Genomic DNA, 17,000 nt, shown 5'->3' on the forward strand with positions numbered 1-17,000 from the left:
TAAATGAAAAATTATTTAGAAATCAATAAAAAATCCTGGAACAACAGAACTTCAGTTCATCTCGAGTCTGAATTTTATGACGTTAAAAGTTTTCTTGAAGGGAAATCATCTCTGAATTCAATCGAGTTGGAGTTATTGGGAAATGTTGAAGGAAAAAGCATTTTGCATTTGCAGTGTCATTTTGGTCAGGATACGATTTCGTTGAGCCGTTTGGGCGCAAAATCAGTTGGAGTAGATTTGTCTGACAAAGCGATTGAAGCAGCCAGAAATTTAGCTGAAAAAGATAATTCTGATGCGAGATTTATTTGTTCAGATATTTACGATTTATCCAATCATTTAAACGAAAAATTTGATATTGTTTTTACGAGTTATGGAACGATTGGCTGGCTTCCAGATTTGGACAAATGGGCAAAAGTTGTTTCATACTTTTTAAAACCTCAAGGAAAATTTGTGATTGTTGAATTTCATCCGCTTGTTTGGATGTTTGATGATGATTTTCAACGGATTGAATACACTTATTTTAAATCAGAAGCAATCGAAACTGTGGAAAGTACTTACACCGAAAACGCAGAAGAAAAAGATGAATTCGTCAGTTGGAACCATGGTTTGGGAGAAGTTATAAACAGTTTGATTTCAAATAGTTTGGAAATTAATTCGTTGGATGAATATGATTATTCACCTTATAATTGTTTCAACAAAACTGAAGAATTCGAAGCTGGAAAATTCAGAATCAAACATTTAGAAAATAAAATTCCGATGGTTTACAGTATTTCTGCAACTAAGATTTAAAGTTTATTTATAAACTCTACAAACAAATCCCGAATGTTCTGAAATTCAGATAAATTCAAAGTTTCTCCTTTGTCAAATGGGTCGTGGTAATGTCCTGCGCCGCCCAAAGTATAAGTGAAAAATGAAGGAATACCTTTTTCATAAAATGGGCAATGGTCCGAATTACAAGCCTCGCCGCGTTTCTTGATTTGTTTGAGATAATTATTTTTTGAATTAATTTGATTCAGCAGTTCATATTCTTTCGTGAAAATAGAACTATTGACGATTTGAATACCATCTTCACCAGCACCCATAATATCAAAATTCAAAAGAAATTTTATCCTTTTCAAATCAATTAATGGATTTTCTACGAAATGATAGGATCCGATTAATCCGGCTTCTTCGGCTCCAAAAGCAATGAAAATTAATGTGTATTTTGGTTTGTTTTTGGAATAATATTTTGCCAGATTGAGCAAAAAAGCAGTACCGCTTGCATTGTCATTTGCTCCTGGAAAATATACATTTCCGACTTTCCCCAAATGGTCATAATGCGCCGTAATTACTATTAAAGAATCTTTATTTTCACCTTCAATTTTACCAATTACGTTTTTTGATTTAAAATTATTAATGAATTCACTTTCAATTCCATAATCATCAATATTTAAATTTTTACTGTAATATTTTTCATTGACGATAAATTCTGCAATACTGTCCTGAACTTGCGAGAGCGAAGCCGTTAATTTGTCTTTTGTAAAATAGAAAATCGAACGGTTTTGGTTTTCTTCGGGCTTATAAAAATTTGCCCAATGTTTATAATATTGGTTGAGTGAATCGACTTCAAATTGATACGGAGGAAAAACTACATGTTTTCCTTTTTGTGCCAACATATCTTTTTGAATGAAATCTATAAACGATGATTCATATTTTAACGAAATTGCAAAATATTCAGGTTCGAAATGATAAATCTCTTTTTGATGAAAGTTTTGACTATATGAGCTTGGCTTTACTATAAAATCTTCACCATATTTCAATTCTTTGTCATTCAGTTTCAATTTCGCATTTTTGATGACATTGATGGGCATAGTAAAATCCTGAAAATAAGAATCATTTATTTTTTTTAAACCTAGTTTTTCAAATTCATTAGCGATAAATTCTGCAGATTTTTCCATTCCATCATCAACATATCCACGTCCTGCAAATTCTTCAGAAGTTAAAGTTGTAATGACGGAACGTGCATAATTCGTTTCAGCATTTTGAGCGAAACAAATCGTTGAAAATAAGAAGGATATGAAAAATTTAAAGTTCAATGTTAAACGTTTCGAGTCAACAACATTGAAAACATATTTGCACTTCAATTTTCCAACATCCATCATCCATCTAAATTTACCCATTGACCGCTTCCACGTGCTCCACTTTTCCGGGCATCATTTCTTTTAACATCGCTTCGATACCGTTTTTCAAAGTGAAAGTCGAAGAAGGACAACCCGAACAAGCACCTTGTAAAAGCATTTTAGCAGTTTTTGTATCTTCCTCAAATTCAATCAATTCAATATTTCCACCATCACCAGCAACTGCGGGTTGTACGTATTCTTGCAAAATATCTTTTATTTGCTGTTCGATGTCCGAATATTCCACTTTGGCATAAGTATTTTCAAACGAAGGATAAGACGGAGTGTAAACGTAATCCGCTTGAACGATTTCTTTTCCTGACTGCAAATAATCCAAAAGAAAATAACGCAATTCCAAAGCCAATCCATTCCAGTCAGCATCTTCCGTTTTGGTTACCGAAATGTAATTTTCCGAGACAAAAACTTCTTTTACATAGTCAAACTGAAATAATTCTTTGGCAACCGGAACTTTCTCAGAGTCTTCAACAGATTTTACTTCCGCGATTCCTGCATAAATTAATTTATTGGAAACGAATTTCATCACCGCCGGATTGGGCGTTACTTCAGCATACAATGTAAAAGGGTCTGCTTGTTGGCGCGCGATGATTGTACCTTCGTTCAAATGGCGGTTGACGATTTCTTTCAAATCTTCTATAACCATTTCCCAGTCTATGTTTTCCGTTTTTTGAATCGCTACGAAATTAGCCGTTATGTAAACTTTTGTGACAAAAGGAAATTGTAATAATTCTTGTGCCAAAAGAGATTCACTTGCCTGATCATTTTTTTCAAGCTCCATGCTTCCGTTGGTCAATGTTTCGTCGCACACAAATTTCATGATTTGCGGGCTGTGTGTTGTTTCTACGTAAACTCTATCCATAAGGCAAAATTAAATCAACTTCCTTATATTTAAACCATAAATTGATAGTTAAATTTTATGGCTTTAGTTAGAGAATTATTGGGCAAAAATCCTCAGTTCGGAGAAAATTGTTTTTTGGCAGAAACTGCAGTGATTATCGGCGATGTAGAAATGGGAAATGATTGCAGCATTTGGTACAATGCGGTTTTACGAGGCGATGTGAATTTCATCAAAATGGGAAATAAAGTAAACATCCAAGACAATGCGATGGTACACTGTACTTATCAGAAATTCCCGATGACAATTGGAAATAACGTTTCGGTTGGGCATAACGCAACCGTTCATGGATGTACGATTCATGATAATGTTTTGATAGGAATGGGCTCAATCGTGATGGATGATTGTGTGGTGGAATCTTATAGTATCGTTGCTGCAGGAGCGGTTGTGACACAAGGAACACATATAAAGGAAGGCGAGCTTTGGGCGGGAATTCCTGCAAAAAAAATCGGAATGGTTTCACAAGGCCTGAAGGAAGGAGAAATCGAAAGAATTGCCAATAATTATGTAAAATACAGTGGTTGGTATAAGTAATTTTTAAATTTCTTCTAATTTTTTATTGATCAAATCACTCAATTTTCTGGCTTTTTGCATAATCATTAAATGGGTTCCTCCTGAAATCCTTTCAACATGATGTAGTTTTGAAAAAGGAAAAACAACATCTTTGTCCCCGTGAAAATGAATGAATTCTCCCATGTCAACATGGTTTTTCCACTTCACAATTTTATCAATTGACCATCTCAAATAATAAGGATCTCTGAATTCAAAAAATTCATTCATATCCGGCATTTTTGAACTGTAGAGTTTTCTGAACATCGCATAAGAAAATCCTTTTTCAGATGAAATAAAGCTTGGCGGAATCAGTTTATGGACATTTGTACTCGCAGAAAATTTCATGAATTGTGGCAGTTCATTTCTGTCCTTTACGGTTGAAATCAAAATGTTTAATTTCGGATTCAGAAAACGATTCATTTCCTGCACGATAATTCCACCAAATGAAAGTCCCATTAAAATAAAATCTTCCGAAGTATCAATTTTTTCAGCCATTCTTTCGGCATAATGCTCCAAAGATTCATCTGTTTCCGGCAAAAGCCAGGGAATGTAAACACGCTCAAAATCAGGATTGATTTTCAAATAATCAAATGCTTTCTGATTGGCGCCTAATCCGCTTACCTGGTAGATTTTCATGATGAAATTTGAAAATTAGTTAATTTGAAAATAATTATTCATAAACTTCTTCAAATTTTCGAGAAGGTCTTCTTGAAATTTCGACACAGCCATTTACATTCATAAAAGCCAGATCAACCGTTTCGGTTTTATTGATTAATTCTTCAGAAAAATCAGTTTCAACTTTTACGTAATTCTCTGTAAATCCGTGGATTTTTCCGTTTTTATTATCCGATTCCCAAAGAACTTTTTGGGTAGTACCTAATTGAGATTGGTAAAAAGCTAAACGTTTTTTCTCAGAAAGAATTCTGAGCATTTTGTTGCGTTGTTTACGAACATTTTGTGGAACAATTCCTTCAAAATTTGTGGCTTCTGTATTGTCTCTTTCTGAATAGGTAAATACATGCAAATAACTGATTGGCAGACCGTTTAAGAAATTATAAGTTTCTAAAAAATGTTCATCTGTTTCGCCCGGGAAACCAACAATCACATCGACTCCGACACAGGAATGAGGCAAAACTTCACGGATTTTTGAAATTCTTTCATGATATAATTTTGTCAGGTAACGGCGTTTCATTTTTTTCAAAATAGCATCGCTCCCTGATTGTAGTGGAATGTGAAAATGTGGAACAAATCTTTCACTTTTGGAAACAAATTCTATCGTTTCATTTCTTAGTAAGTTGGGTTCGATAGACGAAATTCTGACGCGCTCAATGTTTTCTACCTGATCCAGTTCCTGAACCAATTCAAGGAAAGTATGTTCGTGTTTCTTATTTCCGAATTCGCCTTTTCCGTAATCACCGATATTTACTCCTGTAAGAACAATTTCTTTGATTCCTCTATCAGCAATTTCTCTTGCATTTTTCAAAACATTTTCAACCGTATCTGAGCGGGAAATTCCACGTGCTAAAGGAATAGTGCAATAAGTACATTTGTAATCGCATCCATCTTGAACTTTCAGAAAAGCACGGGTTCTGTCACCAATCGAATACGAGCCAACATAAAAATCGGCTTCGCTGATCTCGCAAGAGTGAATCAAAGTATCTTCTTGTTTGTTTAAATCCTCAAGATAATCTGCAATATTAAATTTTTCAGTAGCACCCAAAACCAAATCTACACCATCCATTTCAGCAATTTCCTGCGGTTTCAATTGCGCATAACATCCAACAATAGCCACAAATCCCTTTGGATTTACTTTCATTGCATTTTTGACGATGGTACGACATTCCTTATCGGCATTTGCTGTTACAGAACAGGTATTAATCACATAAACATCTGCAGGCTGGTTGAATTCTACGCGCTTATAACCGTTGTCCAAAAGGTTTCTGGCAATGGTGGAAGTTTCGGAGAAATTTAATTTGCACCCGAGCGTGTGAAAAGCAACCGTTTTATTAGTTGAAAACATTTTGCAAAAATACATATTTTGGTTGATAGTTGTAGGTTGATGGTTTTTTGTTTAGGAATATTAGAGATGGTGTTTATTTAATTTGATTTTTCAAAATAATTTTCCAACCAACCAACCTTTTTCAAGTCGTTTGCATCAATGTATATAGAAACCAAAAAAATATTCAAAATGAAAACGATATTATTTACAGTAGGAACTACAATTGCATTGTCAACTACATTTAATCCCGGAATTAAAAAAAATATTCAAGATGAAACTTATTTAGCTTCAAATTCAATTCAAGCGGAAGAAAATTTAGCAGAAACTAAAATCCAGGTTGCTTTGTTATTAGATACTTCAAGCAGCATGGATGGATTGATAGACCAAGCGAAATCTCGCCTTTGGAACATTGTCAATACTTTGACCACTTTAAGATATGACGGAAAAATGCCTGTGATTGAAATTAGTTTGTATGAATATGGAAACGATGGATTATCAGCAGAAAGTGGTTTCATCCGACAAGTAACAGCATTGACGACTGATTTAGATTTATTATCAGAAAAATTATTTGCTTTGCGAACCAATGGTGGGGCAGAATTTTGCGGTCAAGTCATCAAAACATCTTTGGATGAACTGAAATGGGACAGTAACAAAAAAAGCATGAAACTCATTTACATCGCGGGAAATGAGCCGTTTAATCAAGAAGGAAGCATTAATTATACAGAAGCAATTTCTGAAGCGGTTTCAAAAAATGTGTTTGTCAATACGATTCATTGTGGAGATGACCAGTCCGGACAGATGGGATTTTGGAAAGATGGTGCAGTAAAAGGGAAAGGCGAATATTTCTTTATCGACCAAAACCAAAAAGTCAGATACATTTCCACGCCTTATGATGTGAAAATTGATGATTGTAATACGAGGTTAAATGCCACTTATATGTATTATGGACGTGAAGGAAACATGATGAAAGAGCGTCAGGAACAACAAGATAAGGCCGCAGAATCTATCAGCTATGAAAATAAAGCGAGCCGTGCAGAAGCAAAGGCCGGTAGCAATTATTCAAATGCAGGTTGGGATTTGGTAGATGCATTTAACCAAAAACAAATCAAATTGGAAGATTTGGATAAATCTACATTACCTGAAAAGTATAAAAATATGACCACCAAACAGCTTCAAACTGAAATCGAAAAGCTAAACAAACAGCGCTCTGAAATCCAAAAAGAAATAATTGATTTGTCTTCACAAAGAGAAAAATTCATCCAAACTGAATTGGAAAAAACAGGAGAAGGCGAAACTGATTTAGGAAAAGCAATTACCGATGCGGTTTTGAAATTTGCGAATCAGCAAGGATATACGCAGAAATAAAATAAAAGGGTAATCTGAGCTACCTTTAAAATTCCACTTTTTTCTTTAAACCTCGGTGAAAATTTAGTTTGCCGGGGTTTTCTTTTTTGTTCAAACTTTGACAAAGTTTAATTAGTGATTTTAAATTTAAACCCAATTCCATGCAGGTTTTCGATAGAAACAGAATCATCATCCACAAAAATTTTACGCAATCGGGAAATGAAAACATCTAAACTTCTTCCCATGAAATAATCATCGTCGCCCCAAAGTGCTTTCAAAATTTCTTCGCGCTTGAGGACGGAATTTTTATTTTCTAAGAAAAATTTGAGAAGTTCAGATTCGCGCTGAGTTAACGTAATGACTTCACTTTCATGTGAAAGCCTATAATTTTTCGAATCAAAAACATATTTTCCGACTTTAGGTAAATAAGTTTTAAAATTGTTTTTCTGTGTTCGTTTCAGGAAAATTTCAATTTTCAGAACTAATTCCTCGATGCTGAAAGGTTTTATCAAATAATCATCCGCACCGATTTTCAGACCTTTGATGCGGTCTTCTTTCAGTGTTTTGGCTGAAATAAAAATAATTGGAATTTCAGAATTCAAATTCCTGATTTCCTGCGCCAATTCAAATCCGTCCAATTTCGGCATCATGATGTCAAATAAACAAATGTCAAACGAATCTGATTTGAACATTTCCAGAGCAGATTTCCCGTCTGCACAATGCACAACTTCGTAATTGGGTTCCAAATTGTCCTGCGTCAAAAAAGCAATCGTTTCGTCATCTTCTGCGTATAAAATTCTGTATTTCATGATTTAAGAATTTGGAAAAATAATGGAAATCGTCAAGCCTTTGTCTGAATTATTTTTGGCAGAAATCTTCCAATGATGCTGCTGAATTATTTTTTTTACATAAAATAAACCCAATCCGAAACCATTTACTTCTGTACTTTTTTTGTTGGAAACACGGTAAAATTTATCAAATATAAATGAAATATTTTTCGATGGAATTCCAATTCCATTGTCAGAAAAATCTAGCCTTAATTCTTTGTTTTTTCTTGTCGAAGTAATTTTTATTTCAGGATTTTCATCGCTGTACTTTATGGAATTGTCGAATAAATTATGCACAACATTGGTAAAGTGAAATTCATCCGCTTTTATAGTTTCATCAGGATTTACCTCAATTTCAACTTTTAAATTTTCATGTTTCATCAGCATTGGTTCAACAATTTCATTCAATAAAGAAAACAAATGAATTTTTATAGGATTGATTGCTAATGCAGATTCGTCATTTCGGGCGATGTTTAGAATTTTCTCAATGTGGTTATTGAGCTTTTTTCCTTGTGTTGTAATGATCGAAGTATAATTATTTAATTTTGAATCATTTTGAATCAAATCCTGATTGCTCAAATAATTGGAAGCGAGTAGGATAGAGGAGAGGGGAGTTTTGAATTCGTGCGTCATATTGTTGATGAAATCACGCTGCAATTCCGAATATTTTTTATGTTGAATGATCGTATAAATGGAATAAACATATACCAAAAGTATCACAATCAGCGCAAAAGAAAGCACAAACCAAAACTGCAAAGAACTGATCAGATACGAGGTTTCTTGCGGAAATCGAATCGCAAAATAATAAACCAAATCATTTGATTTCGGAAATTCAATCGTTCTTTTCGGCGTTAAATCATCATCAATCGAAATGTATTTTCCATACATCATATCATCACTTTCGCAATTGTAAATCGCATATTCATAATCAGTTACGATATTAAATTTTGAAAATTCTGTTTTGAGGTAATGTTCCAGAACTTTGGGCTCGATGTTGTCATTTACGTTGACGATGTAGTAATCGTTTGAAATTCTTTGGATTAAATCTTTGGTGGAAAATTCATGACCGTTGTTTTCGTACAATTCTCGCGCAACTTCGAGCAAAGCGATATGAACCTTTTGAGAGAATTTTTTTTCTTCCAAAGTAAATGCTTTGTACGTCCAAATCAATTGCGCAATCAGAATCCCGATGGTCGCAATCAAGCCGAGAACGATGATGATATTTAGTTTTTTGATGTTCATTTTCAGAGCAATATTACTTAAAAAGAACCGAGTTCATTTGCGATTAACAACTCATTAACAAAAGATTGAAAACGGTTAACAAGAGGCAATTAATTCTCAACTTACTTTTGTCATGTAACAAATCAAAATTAGTTTAATCTTAAAAATTATTTATTATGAAAATTCTAAAAACGACTTTAATTGCACTTTCATTGGCAGTAATTCCGGTTTCTGCTTCAGTTGTAAATGTAAACACAATCATCGAAAATCTTGTTGATGCGGTGATTTCTTGGAAATCTGAAACGATTGACGTTGGACAAATTCCACAAGGAACTCCCAAAACCATCAAATTTGAATTTACAAACGCGACTGCAAAACCGGTTTTGGTAACGAATGTGAAAGCTGCTTGTGGTTGTACTGCAACGGATTATAGCAAAGAACCAATCGCTCCGGGAAAAACGGGATATGTAAATGCAATTTATAATGCAGCGAATGCGGGTGCGTTTACCAAAAGTGTAACCGTAACTACAAGTGACAGCGATGCTCCTAAAAAATTGACCTTCAAAGGAACAGTTGTCGCAAAATAAGAATTCCTTTATTCATTATATAGTTATTTTTTAACAGAAAACGGACACTTTACTTAGTGTCCGTTTTTTATTGCTTCAACTTTCTCAAAGTTTAATCTGTTTGAAATTTACTTTGACAAATATTTTATTTCAGAATTAATTTTCTTCAACCAAAACCCATTCACCTGCATCGATTAGTGGTTTTGCCTGTTTGAATTTCATTTCTTTCTTCTCTCCGGTAGCAACATTACGTAAACTTACTTTGTCATTTGGTAAAATTTTTACAACGTTTCTCGGAGCGGTCACTGCAGGTCTTTGCGTAGGCGCATCGGCCGAAGTTCTTTGTTGAGGTTGCGTTTCGTCCGCACCACGGTTGGTTTCAACTTTCTCAACTTTTTCCTGACGAGCTTGTTGAATCTGTTGTGGATCCGGCGTTGGCAATTCTCCTTTGAATAAGAATGAAATGATTTCTTTGTTTACCCGATCTAACATTCTTTGGAATACATAGAAAGATTCTTGTTTGTAAATCACCAAAGGATCTTTTTGTTCGTAAACCGCATTCTGAACCGAACGGCGTAAATCATCCACATCACGCAAATGTTCTTTCCAATGGTCATCAATCAGACTCAAAACGATTCCTTTTTCAAAATCTTTGATCAATCTTTTCCCTTGAGATTCATAAGCTTCTTTCAAATCGGTAACCACCATCAAGGTTTTGATTCCGTCTGTAAATGGAACCTGAATTCTTGAGAACTGATTTCCAGGATTTTCAAAAACGCTTGCGATGATTGGGAAAGCATTTTGTGCCTGATGTTCAATTCTTAATTTATAATCTTCTAAAGCGGCTTGGTAAACCTTTTCAGTTAAATCTTTTGTGGAAGTTGATTTGAATTCACTTTCCTGGATAGGTGTATCCATTGTGAAATATTTAATCAAATCAAATTCTAACTGTTTGAAATTTTCGTTGTTCTTCGCTTCGCCTACAATCGATGCGGAAGTATCGTAAATCATGTTGGCGATATCGACATCTAAACGGTCGCCGAACAAAGCATTTTTTCTTCTTCTGTAAATGACTTCACGCTGTTTGTTCATCACGTCATCATATTCTAATAAACGCTTACGAACTCCAAAGTTATTTTCTTCTACTTTTTTCTGGGCACGTTCGATGGATTTTGAAATCATGGAGTGTTGAATCATGTCGCCATCTTTGTGACCCATTCTGTCCATCAATTTTGAAATTCTTTCCGAACCAAACAAACGCATCAAATTGTCTTCCAAAGAAACATAGAAAAGCGAACTTCCCGGATCTCCCTGACGACCGGCACGACCACGCAACTGACGGTCAACACGACGCGAATCGTGACGTTCCGTACCGATGATTGCCAAACCACCTGCTTCTTTTACTTCTTGGTTGATTTTAATGTCGGTACCACGACCCGCCATATTCGTCGCAATCGTTACAATTCCGGCAGTTCCTGCTTCGGTAACGATGTCTGCTTCTTTTTTATGCAATTTTGCATTCAATACATTGTGTTGAATTTTTCTCAATTGCAAAGCACGGCTCAACAATTCCGAAGTTTCAACATTTGTCGTTCCGACCAAAACCGGACGTTTTTGGTTTTGGGATAAATCAACGATGTCTTCAATTACCGCGTTGAATTTTTCACGGTTTGTTTTATAAACTTTGTCTTGTAAATCGTTTCTCTGGATCTGACGGTTGGTTGGAATTACTACCACATCCAATTTATAGATTTCCCAGAATTCACCTGCTTCCGTTTCTGCCGTTCCCGTCATCCCGGCCAATTTATTGTACATACGGAAATAATTCTGCAAAGTAACCGTAGCGAAAGTCTGCGTCGCTGCTTCGATTTTTACGTTTTCCTTTGCCTCTATGGCTTGGTGCAATCCGTCTGAATAACGGCGACCATCCATGATACGACCTGTCTGCTCGTCAACGATTTTTACCTGACCTTCCATTACCACATATTCATTGTCTTTTTCAAACAAAGTATATGCTTTTAACAATTGGGTAAGCGTATGAATTCTTTCAGATTTAATTGAAAAATCTCTGAAAAATTCTTCTTTTTCTAAATGTTCTTCTTCTTTTGGTAAATTTTTAGCTTCAATTGTAGCCAATTCAGTTCCAACATCTGGCAAAACAAAGAAATTTGGGTCTTCCATCCCCTGAGACAAATACTCAATTCCTTTGTCAGTCAAATCAACCTGATTGTTTTTTTCATCAATTACGAAATATAAATGTTGGTCAACTTCAGGCATTTCGCGGTTGTTGTCAGCGATATAATGCGCTTCTGTTTTTTGTAATTGAGTACGAATTCCTTCCTGACTTAAAAATTTAATCAAAGGTTTATATTTAGGTAAACCTCTGAAAACTTGGTATAAATGAAATCCTCCGTCTTTTTTATCTCCACCTTCGAAACGTTTTTTTGCCTCGTTCAAGGTTTTATTTAATTCATCACGTTGGATGTTGTAAAGTTGATCAACTTTTGGTTTTAAATTATCAAATTCCTGACGGTCACCTTGTGGTACCGGACCGGAAATAATCAATGGCGTTCTCGCATCATCTACCAAAACCGAGTCAACCTCATCGACAATTGCAAAGTTTAATTCACGCTGAACCAAACTGTCCGGCGAATTTGCCATATTGTCACGTAAATAATCGAAACCAAATTCATTGTTGGTTCCATAAACGATGTCTGCTTTGTAAGCTTGTCTTCTTCCCGGAGAATTCGGCTGATGGTTATCGATACAATCAATTCTCAACCCGTGGAATTCAAAAACAGGTGCCATCCAAGCCGAGTCACGTTTTGCAAGGTAATCATTCACGGTCACCAAGTGCACACCGCGACCAGTCAAAGCATTCAGATAAACAGGCAAGGTTGCAACCAAAGTTTTACCTTCACCGGTTTGCATCTCCGCAATTTTACCTTGGTGAAGAGCAGTACCACCAATCAACTGGACAGTGTAGTGAACCATGTCCCAGGTAACTTGTTTTCCGGCAGCATCCCAGGAGTTTTTCCAGATGGCTTTGTCTTCACTTACCAATTCAACATAAGATTTCTGTGCAGAAAGTTCTCTGTCAAAAGGAGTTGCGGTAACTTCCATTGTAGAGTTACCGGCAAATCTTTTGGCAGTTTCTTTCATCACCGCAAAAGCTTCGGGAAGAATTTCCAAAAGGATTTTTTCTTCTATTTCGTAAGCTTCTTTGTTGATTTTGTCAATTTGATTATAAATTGATTCTTTCTCTTCAAAATTTTCAGTGGTTTCCGCTTTGGATTTCAATTCAGAAATTTCATTTTTCTGAGCTTTCGTTGCTTCCTGTAATTTATTTTGAAATTCTTTCGTTTTATTTCTTAATTCATCTATCGAAAGACTGCTGATTTGATTTTCGGCTTCAAGGGCTTTATCAGCATATTTTTGTAATTCTTTTACGTCTTTTTGATTTTTGTCCCCCAAAAATCCTTTCAACACTTTTTCAATAATACTCATAATTCGTTATTTCATAGCCAATTCAATTACAGTCAGGAAATTCCTGACGTACGATAAATCAATCGAACAGGTTAAATTTTATAAATTAAAAAAGCCCTATTTCGGGCTTTGGATTTTTTTAATATTCGTCTTCATTCCACAAGAAATCATCATCTGTTGGATAATCAGACCAGATTTCTTCTATGCTTTCATAAGAATCTCCTTCATCTTCGATAGATTGTAGGTTTTCTACAACTTCCAAAGGCGCTCCGGTACGGATTGCGTAATCAATCAATTCATCTTTTGTAGCCGGCCACGGCGCATCACTCAAGTAAGATGCTAATTCTAAAGTCCAATACATATTCTTTTAAATAAAATGGGTAACTTAATTTTTATCATTCATTTATTGTCTCAACCGAGACGTTGTTGCGGTATCAAAAAATCTGCCAAATTATACGTGTCAGGTTTCTGATGTTTATTTCCTATTTTTGGGCAAATTTATCGAAAAAAATGACAAATAATATAACTAATTTATTTAAGATAAAATACCCGATTGTACAAGGCGGAATGATTTGGAACAGCGGCTGGAGACTAGCTTCAGCAGTGAGTAATTGCGGAGGCCTCGGATTGCTGGGAGCCGGGAGTATGTATCCTGATGTTTTGAAAGAACATATAAAGAAGTGTAAACTCGCGACTGACAAACCATTTGGTGTCAATCTGCCGATGCTTTATCCTGACATTGACCAACATATAAAAACCATAATAGAAGAAAAAATTCCGGTCGTTTTTACATCAGCCGGAAACCCAAAAACATGGACTGAAACCCTGAAAAAAGAAGGAATTATAGTGGTTCATGTAGTGAGCAGCGCGAAATTTGCTTTGAAGTCTCAGGAAGCCGGAGTAGATGCAGTTGTGGCAGAAGGTTTTGAAGCAGGCGGACATAATGGCAGAGAAGAGACAACGACTTTTTGTCTGATTCCCGATGTAAAACGCAAAATTGAAATTCCATTGATAGCTGCCGGAGGAATCGGAACAGGAAGACAAATCCTTGCTGCAATGGTTTTAGGAGCAGACGGCGTGCAAATCGGTTCACGTTTTGCGGCAACTTTTGAATCTTCTTCGCATGATTTGTTTAAACAAGAAATAGTAAAAGCGGAGGAAGGAGCAACGGTTTTGACTTTGAAGGAATTGGCTCCTGTACGATTGATTAAAAATTCATTTTATGAAGAAATTCAAAATGCATATTCGAATTGTGCAACAAAAGAAGATTTAATCAATTTACTCGGAAGAGCCAGAGCCAAACGTGGGATGTTTGAAGGCGATTTGATAAATGGTGAAATCGAAATAGGGCAGGTTTCTTCTTTGATTGACGATGTGAAATCTGTGAAATCTGTTTTTGAAGAGTTTGTGAATGAGATTCATAACTTTAATTTCGATTTTAAAATTTAAATAATAAAATAGCAGGATTTCAGTCCTGCCATTAAAATATTATTTACTAATGGCTCGGGGCTTGAAGATAGTGGCAGTTAAGAAAACAGAGACTTTCAATTTTCCTCCAATTTTGGCATAAGCTATTTGCTAAATTATCAAAAAAGAGTAAATAAAAAGAGCTTTTGAGACAAAAGGAAACGCTGTATTAGTATTTCCTTGTTTTTACCAAACTATTAATTATGACTACTATTTTATTCGGAAAAATTTTCAAATCTTTTACCATCGTAACGAAAGAGCCCGCAGTTTCGTGTGCCAATCCAGAGGTTTCCATTGCGATCTTCAAGCATGTTCCATACTGAATTTTTACTCATATCGTCTTTGGTTGTAAAATTTTCAAAGGTTTTTCCATCGTAACGCCATAATCCATCTATGCTTTCTATTGAATTGATTTTTTCGCCTCCGTCAAACCAGATATTTCCAATTTTGTCTCTGAAAATGGCGGAACCGATATTTGTTTTTTCTGTAAACATTTTAAATTCCTGACCATCATAACGGAACACTCCGTTATGTCTGCCGCTGAACCAGATGTGTCCGTTCTTATCTTCCAGCATATACCTGATCCACCCGTCATTATTGGGTTTAGTACTCGTTATGGATTTTCCGTCATAACGTATAATACCTTCTTCGGCAATGGGTCCGGAACCTATCCAGATTGTTCCATTGTTATCTTCCAATAAGCATTGTATCCATTTAAGCTGAAGATTTTGATGGTTTGCAATGCCAATCTTGTCCAAAAATCGGCTAAACGATCTTCCATCATAGCAATACAAATCCAGCGAAGTGCCAAACCAGATTGTTCCACTTTTATCCTGCATCATACTCCACACTTCATTCTTGCCTGACTGAGATGTTGCAATTTCTAAACCATTTAAGCTGGTAATCGTAAACGGAATTTTTGAAATAATCTTTCCATCGTAACGGCTAATGCCATCGTCCGTTCCAAACCAAATATTTCCTAAACTATCTTCCAGAATAGACCAAACTTTATTATTACTTAAACCATCTTCTTCTGTAAACTGCGTAAATTCTTTTCCATCATATCGGTAAACACCTTCGCCCGTTGTACCAAACCAAAGGTTGCCGTCTTTGTCTTGCAAACTACAATGAACGTTTTGATATATATCGGTGCCTTGTGTTTTGGTCAGCTTTATATTTTTACTTGTGAATGATAGTCGATCAATGACCACTTTATCTGGTTGTTGTGTTTGGGTTTGTCCGTTGCAGGAGATGAAAAATGTTGACACCAGCAGTAAAAAGAAAACTGGATTTTTGAATGTAAGCTTCCTCATGTATAATTATTTTTATAGTTCATTTTTGTCCAATAGTAACTTTCTCAAATTTTTCTCCGTTGAATTTGCGTACACCTTCTCCTTCTGTTATAAACCATAAATCACCTTTACTGTCTTTATAGATGGTGTTCATTTTGTTATTTTCAATGCCATCTTTTGTTGTGAAATTCCGTAAGTTTCTCCCGCCTGTCGTGAGCGTATCCGAAGTGTTATAACTCCAGACTCCGGCGTCAATTGTACCTATCCAAAGGGTTCCATTCCGGTCTTCGTTGATGGCCCAGACCCGTGCAAGGTTTTCAGAGTTTTTGGATGTATTTGTTTTTTTCAGGAATTCAGGATTGCTTAATCCTTTTTCTTCGGTGAAATTTGTCAGCTTTTTCCCATCATAGCGGAATAGCCCGTAACCATTATTGCCAAACCAGAGATTGCCTTTGCTGTCTTGAAATATTGTACGTACCGCAGCGCCACTTAATCCTTTTTCAGTAAAGTAGGTAAATGCTTCGCCATCGTAGCGGCATACGCCCTTTTGATCCGTACCAAACCAAAGATTACCTGCTTTATCTTTGAGCATACAATAAATACCATAAGGCCGGTCTAAGTTGGAAGCAGAGGTTTGATAGTGGGAAGGATGAATCGGAAATTTTGTAAATATTACTCCATCGTATTGATACACAATCCCTTCGTTTTCAAAAAAGAGATGATCGCTTTTATAGTGCAGGTTTTCTTTCGAGATGGCTTTTAAAGTATGTGCATAATTACTAAAAAATCCGGTATTAAATTTACAAAGACCTTGGCTGGTACTGAACCACAAATTACCCGCAGCATCTTCTTGAATAGCCGAAACATGGTTACTGCCCAAACCATCCTGCTCTGTCAATTGTATTAAAGAAACTCCATCATACTTATAAATACCATCGCCATTGGTTCCAAACCAATAATGGCCGTTTTTATCTTGCAGCATACAAAGGATATTTTCGCTTAGTTTGTTAACAACCTTCGTACTAAAATCAATAGTATGTACTTTGTTATCGACTGGTTTCTCTTTCACTGCTATTATATTCTGAGGATTGCTTTGTCCGTTACACGAATTAAGGAGTAGGAGCAGCAACCATACTCCGGTCGTAATCCATCCGGTATTTTTGTATATCATTTTTAG

At 35.6% G+C, this 17,000-nt stretch carries 15 protein-coding genes; 5 read left to right on the forward strand and 10 right to left on the reverse strand.

The genetic code is table 11. The features are described 5' to 3' along the window. Positions 1 to 3: 3 nt before the first annotated feature. Positions 4 to 789 (forward strand): class I SAM-dependent methyltransferase, encoded by a 786-nt coding sequence (locus B8977_RS03375; RefSeq protein ID WP_084016173.1) that lies wholly within the window; start codon positions 4 to 6, stop codon positions 787 to 789. On the opposite strand, the gene B8977_RS03380 is transcribed toward B8977_RS03375, so the two are convergent. Both B8977_RS03380 and B8977_RS03385 read right to left on the reverse strand, forming a co-directional pair. Next, a complete protein-coding gene (locus B8977_RS03380; protein WP_084016175.1) occupies positions 786 to 2,159 on the reverse strand; it encodes a M28 family metallopeptidase in 1,374 nt (457 codons plus the stop codon). The two genes, B8977_RS03375 and B8977_RS03380, sit on opposite strands and share 4 nt — an antisense overlap. Continuing rightward, complete coding sequence (locus B8977_RS03385) at positions 2,152 to 3,033, reverse strand: NifU family protein (protein WP_084016177.1); 882 nt, start codon at positions 3,031 to 3,033, stop codon at positions 2,152 to 2,154. Before B8977_RS03385 ends, B8977_RS03380 begins: the two co-directional genes overlap by 8 nt. 57 nt (positions 3,034 to 3,090) lie before the next feature. Between B8977_RS03385 and B8977_RS03390 the strand changes: the two genes are divergently transcribed. Next, positions 3,091 to 3,603 (forward strand): gamma carbonic anhydrase family protein, encoded by a 513-nt coding sequence (locus B8977_RS03390; RefSeq protein WP_084016179.1) that lies wholly within the window; start codon positions 3,091 to 3,093, stop codon positions 3,601 to 3,603. A gap of 3 nt (positions 3,604 to 3,606) precedes the next feature. Here B8977_RS03390 and B8977_RS03395 read toward each other — a convergent pair whose 3' ends face one another. Next, complete coding sequence (locus B8977_RS03395) at positions 3,607 to 4,257, reverse strand: alpha/beta fold hydrolase (protein ID WP_084016181.1); 651 nt, start codon at positions 4,255 to 4,257, stop codon at positions 3,607 to 3,609. Between the two features lie 34 nt (positions 4,258 to 4,291). After that, positions 4,292 to 5,641, reverse strand: a complete 1,350-nt coding sequence (gene mtaB / locus B8977_RS03400; RefSeq protein WP_084016183.1) for a tRNA (N(6)-L-threonylcarbamoyladenosine(37)-C(2))-methylthiotransferase MtaB — start codon at positions 5,639 to 5,641, stop codon at positions 4,292 to 4,294. Between the two features lie 168 nt (positions 5,642 to 5,809). On the opposite strand from mtaB, the gene B8977_RS03405 reads away from it, so the two are divergent. Then, a complete protein-coding gene (locus B8977_RS03405; protein ID WP_084016584.1) occupies positions 5,810 to 6,985 on the forward strand; it encodes a vWA domain-containing protein in 1,176 nt (391 codons plus the stop codon). A gap of 107 nt (positions 6,986 to 7,092) precedes the next feature. On the opposite strand, the gene B8977_RS03410 is transcribed toward B8977_RS03405, so the two are convergent. Together B8977_RS03410 and B8977_RS03415 are read right to left on the reverse strand one after the other, a co-directional pair. Further along, the gene (locus B8977_RS03410; RefSeq protein ID WP_084016185.1) at positions 7,093 to 7,773 is read right to left on the reverse strand and encodes a response regulator transcription factor; all 681 of its coding nucleotides are present in this window, start codon (positions 7,771 to 7,773) and stop codon (positions 7,093 to 7,095) included. 3 nt (positions 7,774 to 7,776) lie between these two features. After that, positions 7,777 to 9,033: a sensor histidine kinase gene (locus B8977_RS03415; RefSeq protein ID WP_084016187.1), complete on the reverse strand. Its 1,257-nt coding sequence runs from the start codon at positions 9,031 to 9,033 to the stop codon at positions 7,777 to 7,779. Between the two features lie 155 nt (positions 9,034 to 9,188). Here B8977_RS03415 and B8977_RS03420 point away from each other — a divergent pair, with 155 nt between their 5' ends. Then, on the forward strand, positions 9,189 to 9,599 hold the full coding sequence (locus tag B8977_RS03420; RefSeq protein WP_084016189.1) for a DUF1573 domain-containing protein: 411 nt from the start codon (positions 9,189 to 9,191) through the stop codon (positions 9,597 to 9,599). 135 nt (positions 9,600 to 9,734) lie between these two features. Here the strand turns inward: B8977_RS03420 and secA are convergent, their stop codons facing one another. Together secA and B8977_RS03430 are read right to left on the reverse strand one after the other, a co-directional pair. Next, complete coding sequence (gene secA / locus B8977_RS03425) at positions 9,735 to 13,085, reverse strand: preprotein translocase subunit SecA (protein WP_084016191.1); 3,351 nt, start codon at positions 13,083 to 13,085, stop codon at positions 9,735 to 9,737. Positions 13,086 to 13,203: 118 nt separating this feature from the next. After that, positions 13,204 to 13,425: a DUF2795 domain-containing protein gene (locus B8977_RS03430; protein WP_084016193.1), complete on the reverse strand. Its 222-nt coding sequence runs from the start codon at positions 13,423 to 13,425 to the stop codon at positions 13,204 to 13,206. Positions 13,426 to 13,574: 149 nt separating this feature from the next. On the opposite strand from B8977_RS03430, the gene B8977_RS03435 reads away from it, so the two are divergent. Next, a complete protein-coding gene (locus B8977_RS03435) occupies positions 13,575 to 14,513 on the forward strand; it encodes an NAD(P)H-dependent flavin oxidoreductase (RefSeq protein ID WP_084016585.1) in 939 nt (312 codons plus the stop codon). Positions 14,514 to 14,746: 233 nt separating this feature from the next. Here B8977_RS03435 and B8977_RS03440 read toward each other — a convergent pair whose 3' ends face one another. Both B8977_RS03440 and B8977_RS03445 read right to left on the reverse strand, forming a co-directional pair. Beyond that, positions 14,747 to 15,844: a ligand-binding sensor domain-containing protein gene (locus tag B8977_RS03440; RefSeq protein WP_084016195.1), complete on the reverse strand. Its 1,098-nt coding sequence runs from the start codon at positions 15,842 to 15,844 to the stop codon at positions 14,747 to 14,749. 19 nt (positions 15,845 to 15,863) lie between these two features. Then, positions 15,864 to 16,994 carry a ligand-binding sensor domain-containing protein gene (locus B8977_RS03445; RefSeq protein WP_159447445.1) on the reverse strand — a complete coding sequence of 377 codons (1,131 nt, stop codon included), beginning with the start codon at positions 16,992 to 16,994 and terminating at the stop codon, positions 15,864 to 15,866. Positions 16,995 to 17,000: the final 6 nt, after the last annotated feature.

This window comes from Moheibacter sediminis, assembly GCF_900176425.1.
GTDB lineage: Bacteria > Bacteroidota > Bacteroidia > Flavobacteriales > Weeksellaceae > Moheibacter > Moheibacter sediminis.

Excerpts from the sequence above, each read along its gene's own strand:
- B8977_RS03375 (WP_084016173.1), top strand. The coding sequence starts at position 4 with ATGAAAAATTATTTAGAAATCAATAAAAAATCCTGGAACAACAGAACT.
- B8977_RS03380 (WP_084016175.1), bottom strand. The coding sequence starts at position 2,159 with ATGGGTAAATTTAGATGGATGATGGATGTTGGAAAATTGAAGTGCAAA.
- B8977_RS03385 (WP_084016177.1), bottom strand. The coding sequence starts at position 3,033 with ATGGATAGAGTTTACGTAGAAACAACACACAGCCCGCAAATCATGAAA.
- B8977_RS03390 (WP_084016179.1), top strand. The coding sequence starts at position 3,091 with ATGGCTTTAGTTAGAGAATTATTGGGCAAAAATCCTCAGTTCGGAGAA.
- B8977_RS03395 (WP_084016181.1), bottom strand. The coding sequence starts at position 4,257 with ATGAAAATCTACCAGGTAAGCGGATTAGGCGCCAATCAGAAAGCATTT.
- mtaB (WP_084016183.1), bottom strand. The coding sequence starts at position 5,641 with ATGTTTTCAACTAATAAAACGGTTGCTTTTCACACGCTCGGGTGCAAA.
- B8977_RS03405 (WP_084016584.1), top strand. The coding sequence starts at position 5,810 with ATGAAAACGATATTATTTACAGTAGGAACTACAATTGCATTGTCAACT.
- B8977_RS03410 (WP_084016185.1), bottom strand. The coding sequence starts at position 7,773 with ATGAAATACAGAATTTTATACGCAGAAGATGACGAAACGATTGCTTTT.
- B8977_RS03415 (WP_084016187.1), bottom strand. The coding sequence starts at position 9,033 with ATGAACATCAAAAAACTAAATATCATCATCGTTCTCGGCTTGATTGCG.
- B8977_RS03420 (WP_084016189.1), top strand. The coding sequence starts at position 9,189 with ATGAAAATTCTAAAAACGACTTTAATTGCACTTTCATTGGCAGTAATT.
- secA (WP_084016191.1), bottom strand. The coding sequence starts at position 13,085 with ATGAGTATTATTGAAAAAGTGTTGAAAGGATTTTTGGGGGACAAAAAT.
- B8977_RS03430 (WP_084016193.1), bottom strand. The coding sequence starts at position 13,425 with ATGTATTGGACTTTAGAATTAGCATCTTACTTGAGTGATGCGCCGTGG.
- B8977_RS03435 (WP_084016585.1), top strand. The coding sequence starts at position 13,575 with ATGACAAATAATATAACTAATTTATTTAAGATAAAATACCCGATTGTA.
- B8977_RS03440 (WP_084016195.1), bottom strand. The coding sequence starts at position 15,844 with ATGAGGAAGCTTACATTCAAAAATCCAGTTTTCTTTTTACTGCTGGTG.
- B8977_RS03445 (WP_159447445.1), bottom strand. The coding sequence starts at position 16,994 with ATGATATACAAAAATACCGGATGGATTACGACCGGAGTATGGTTGCTG.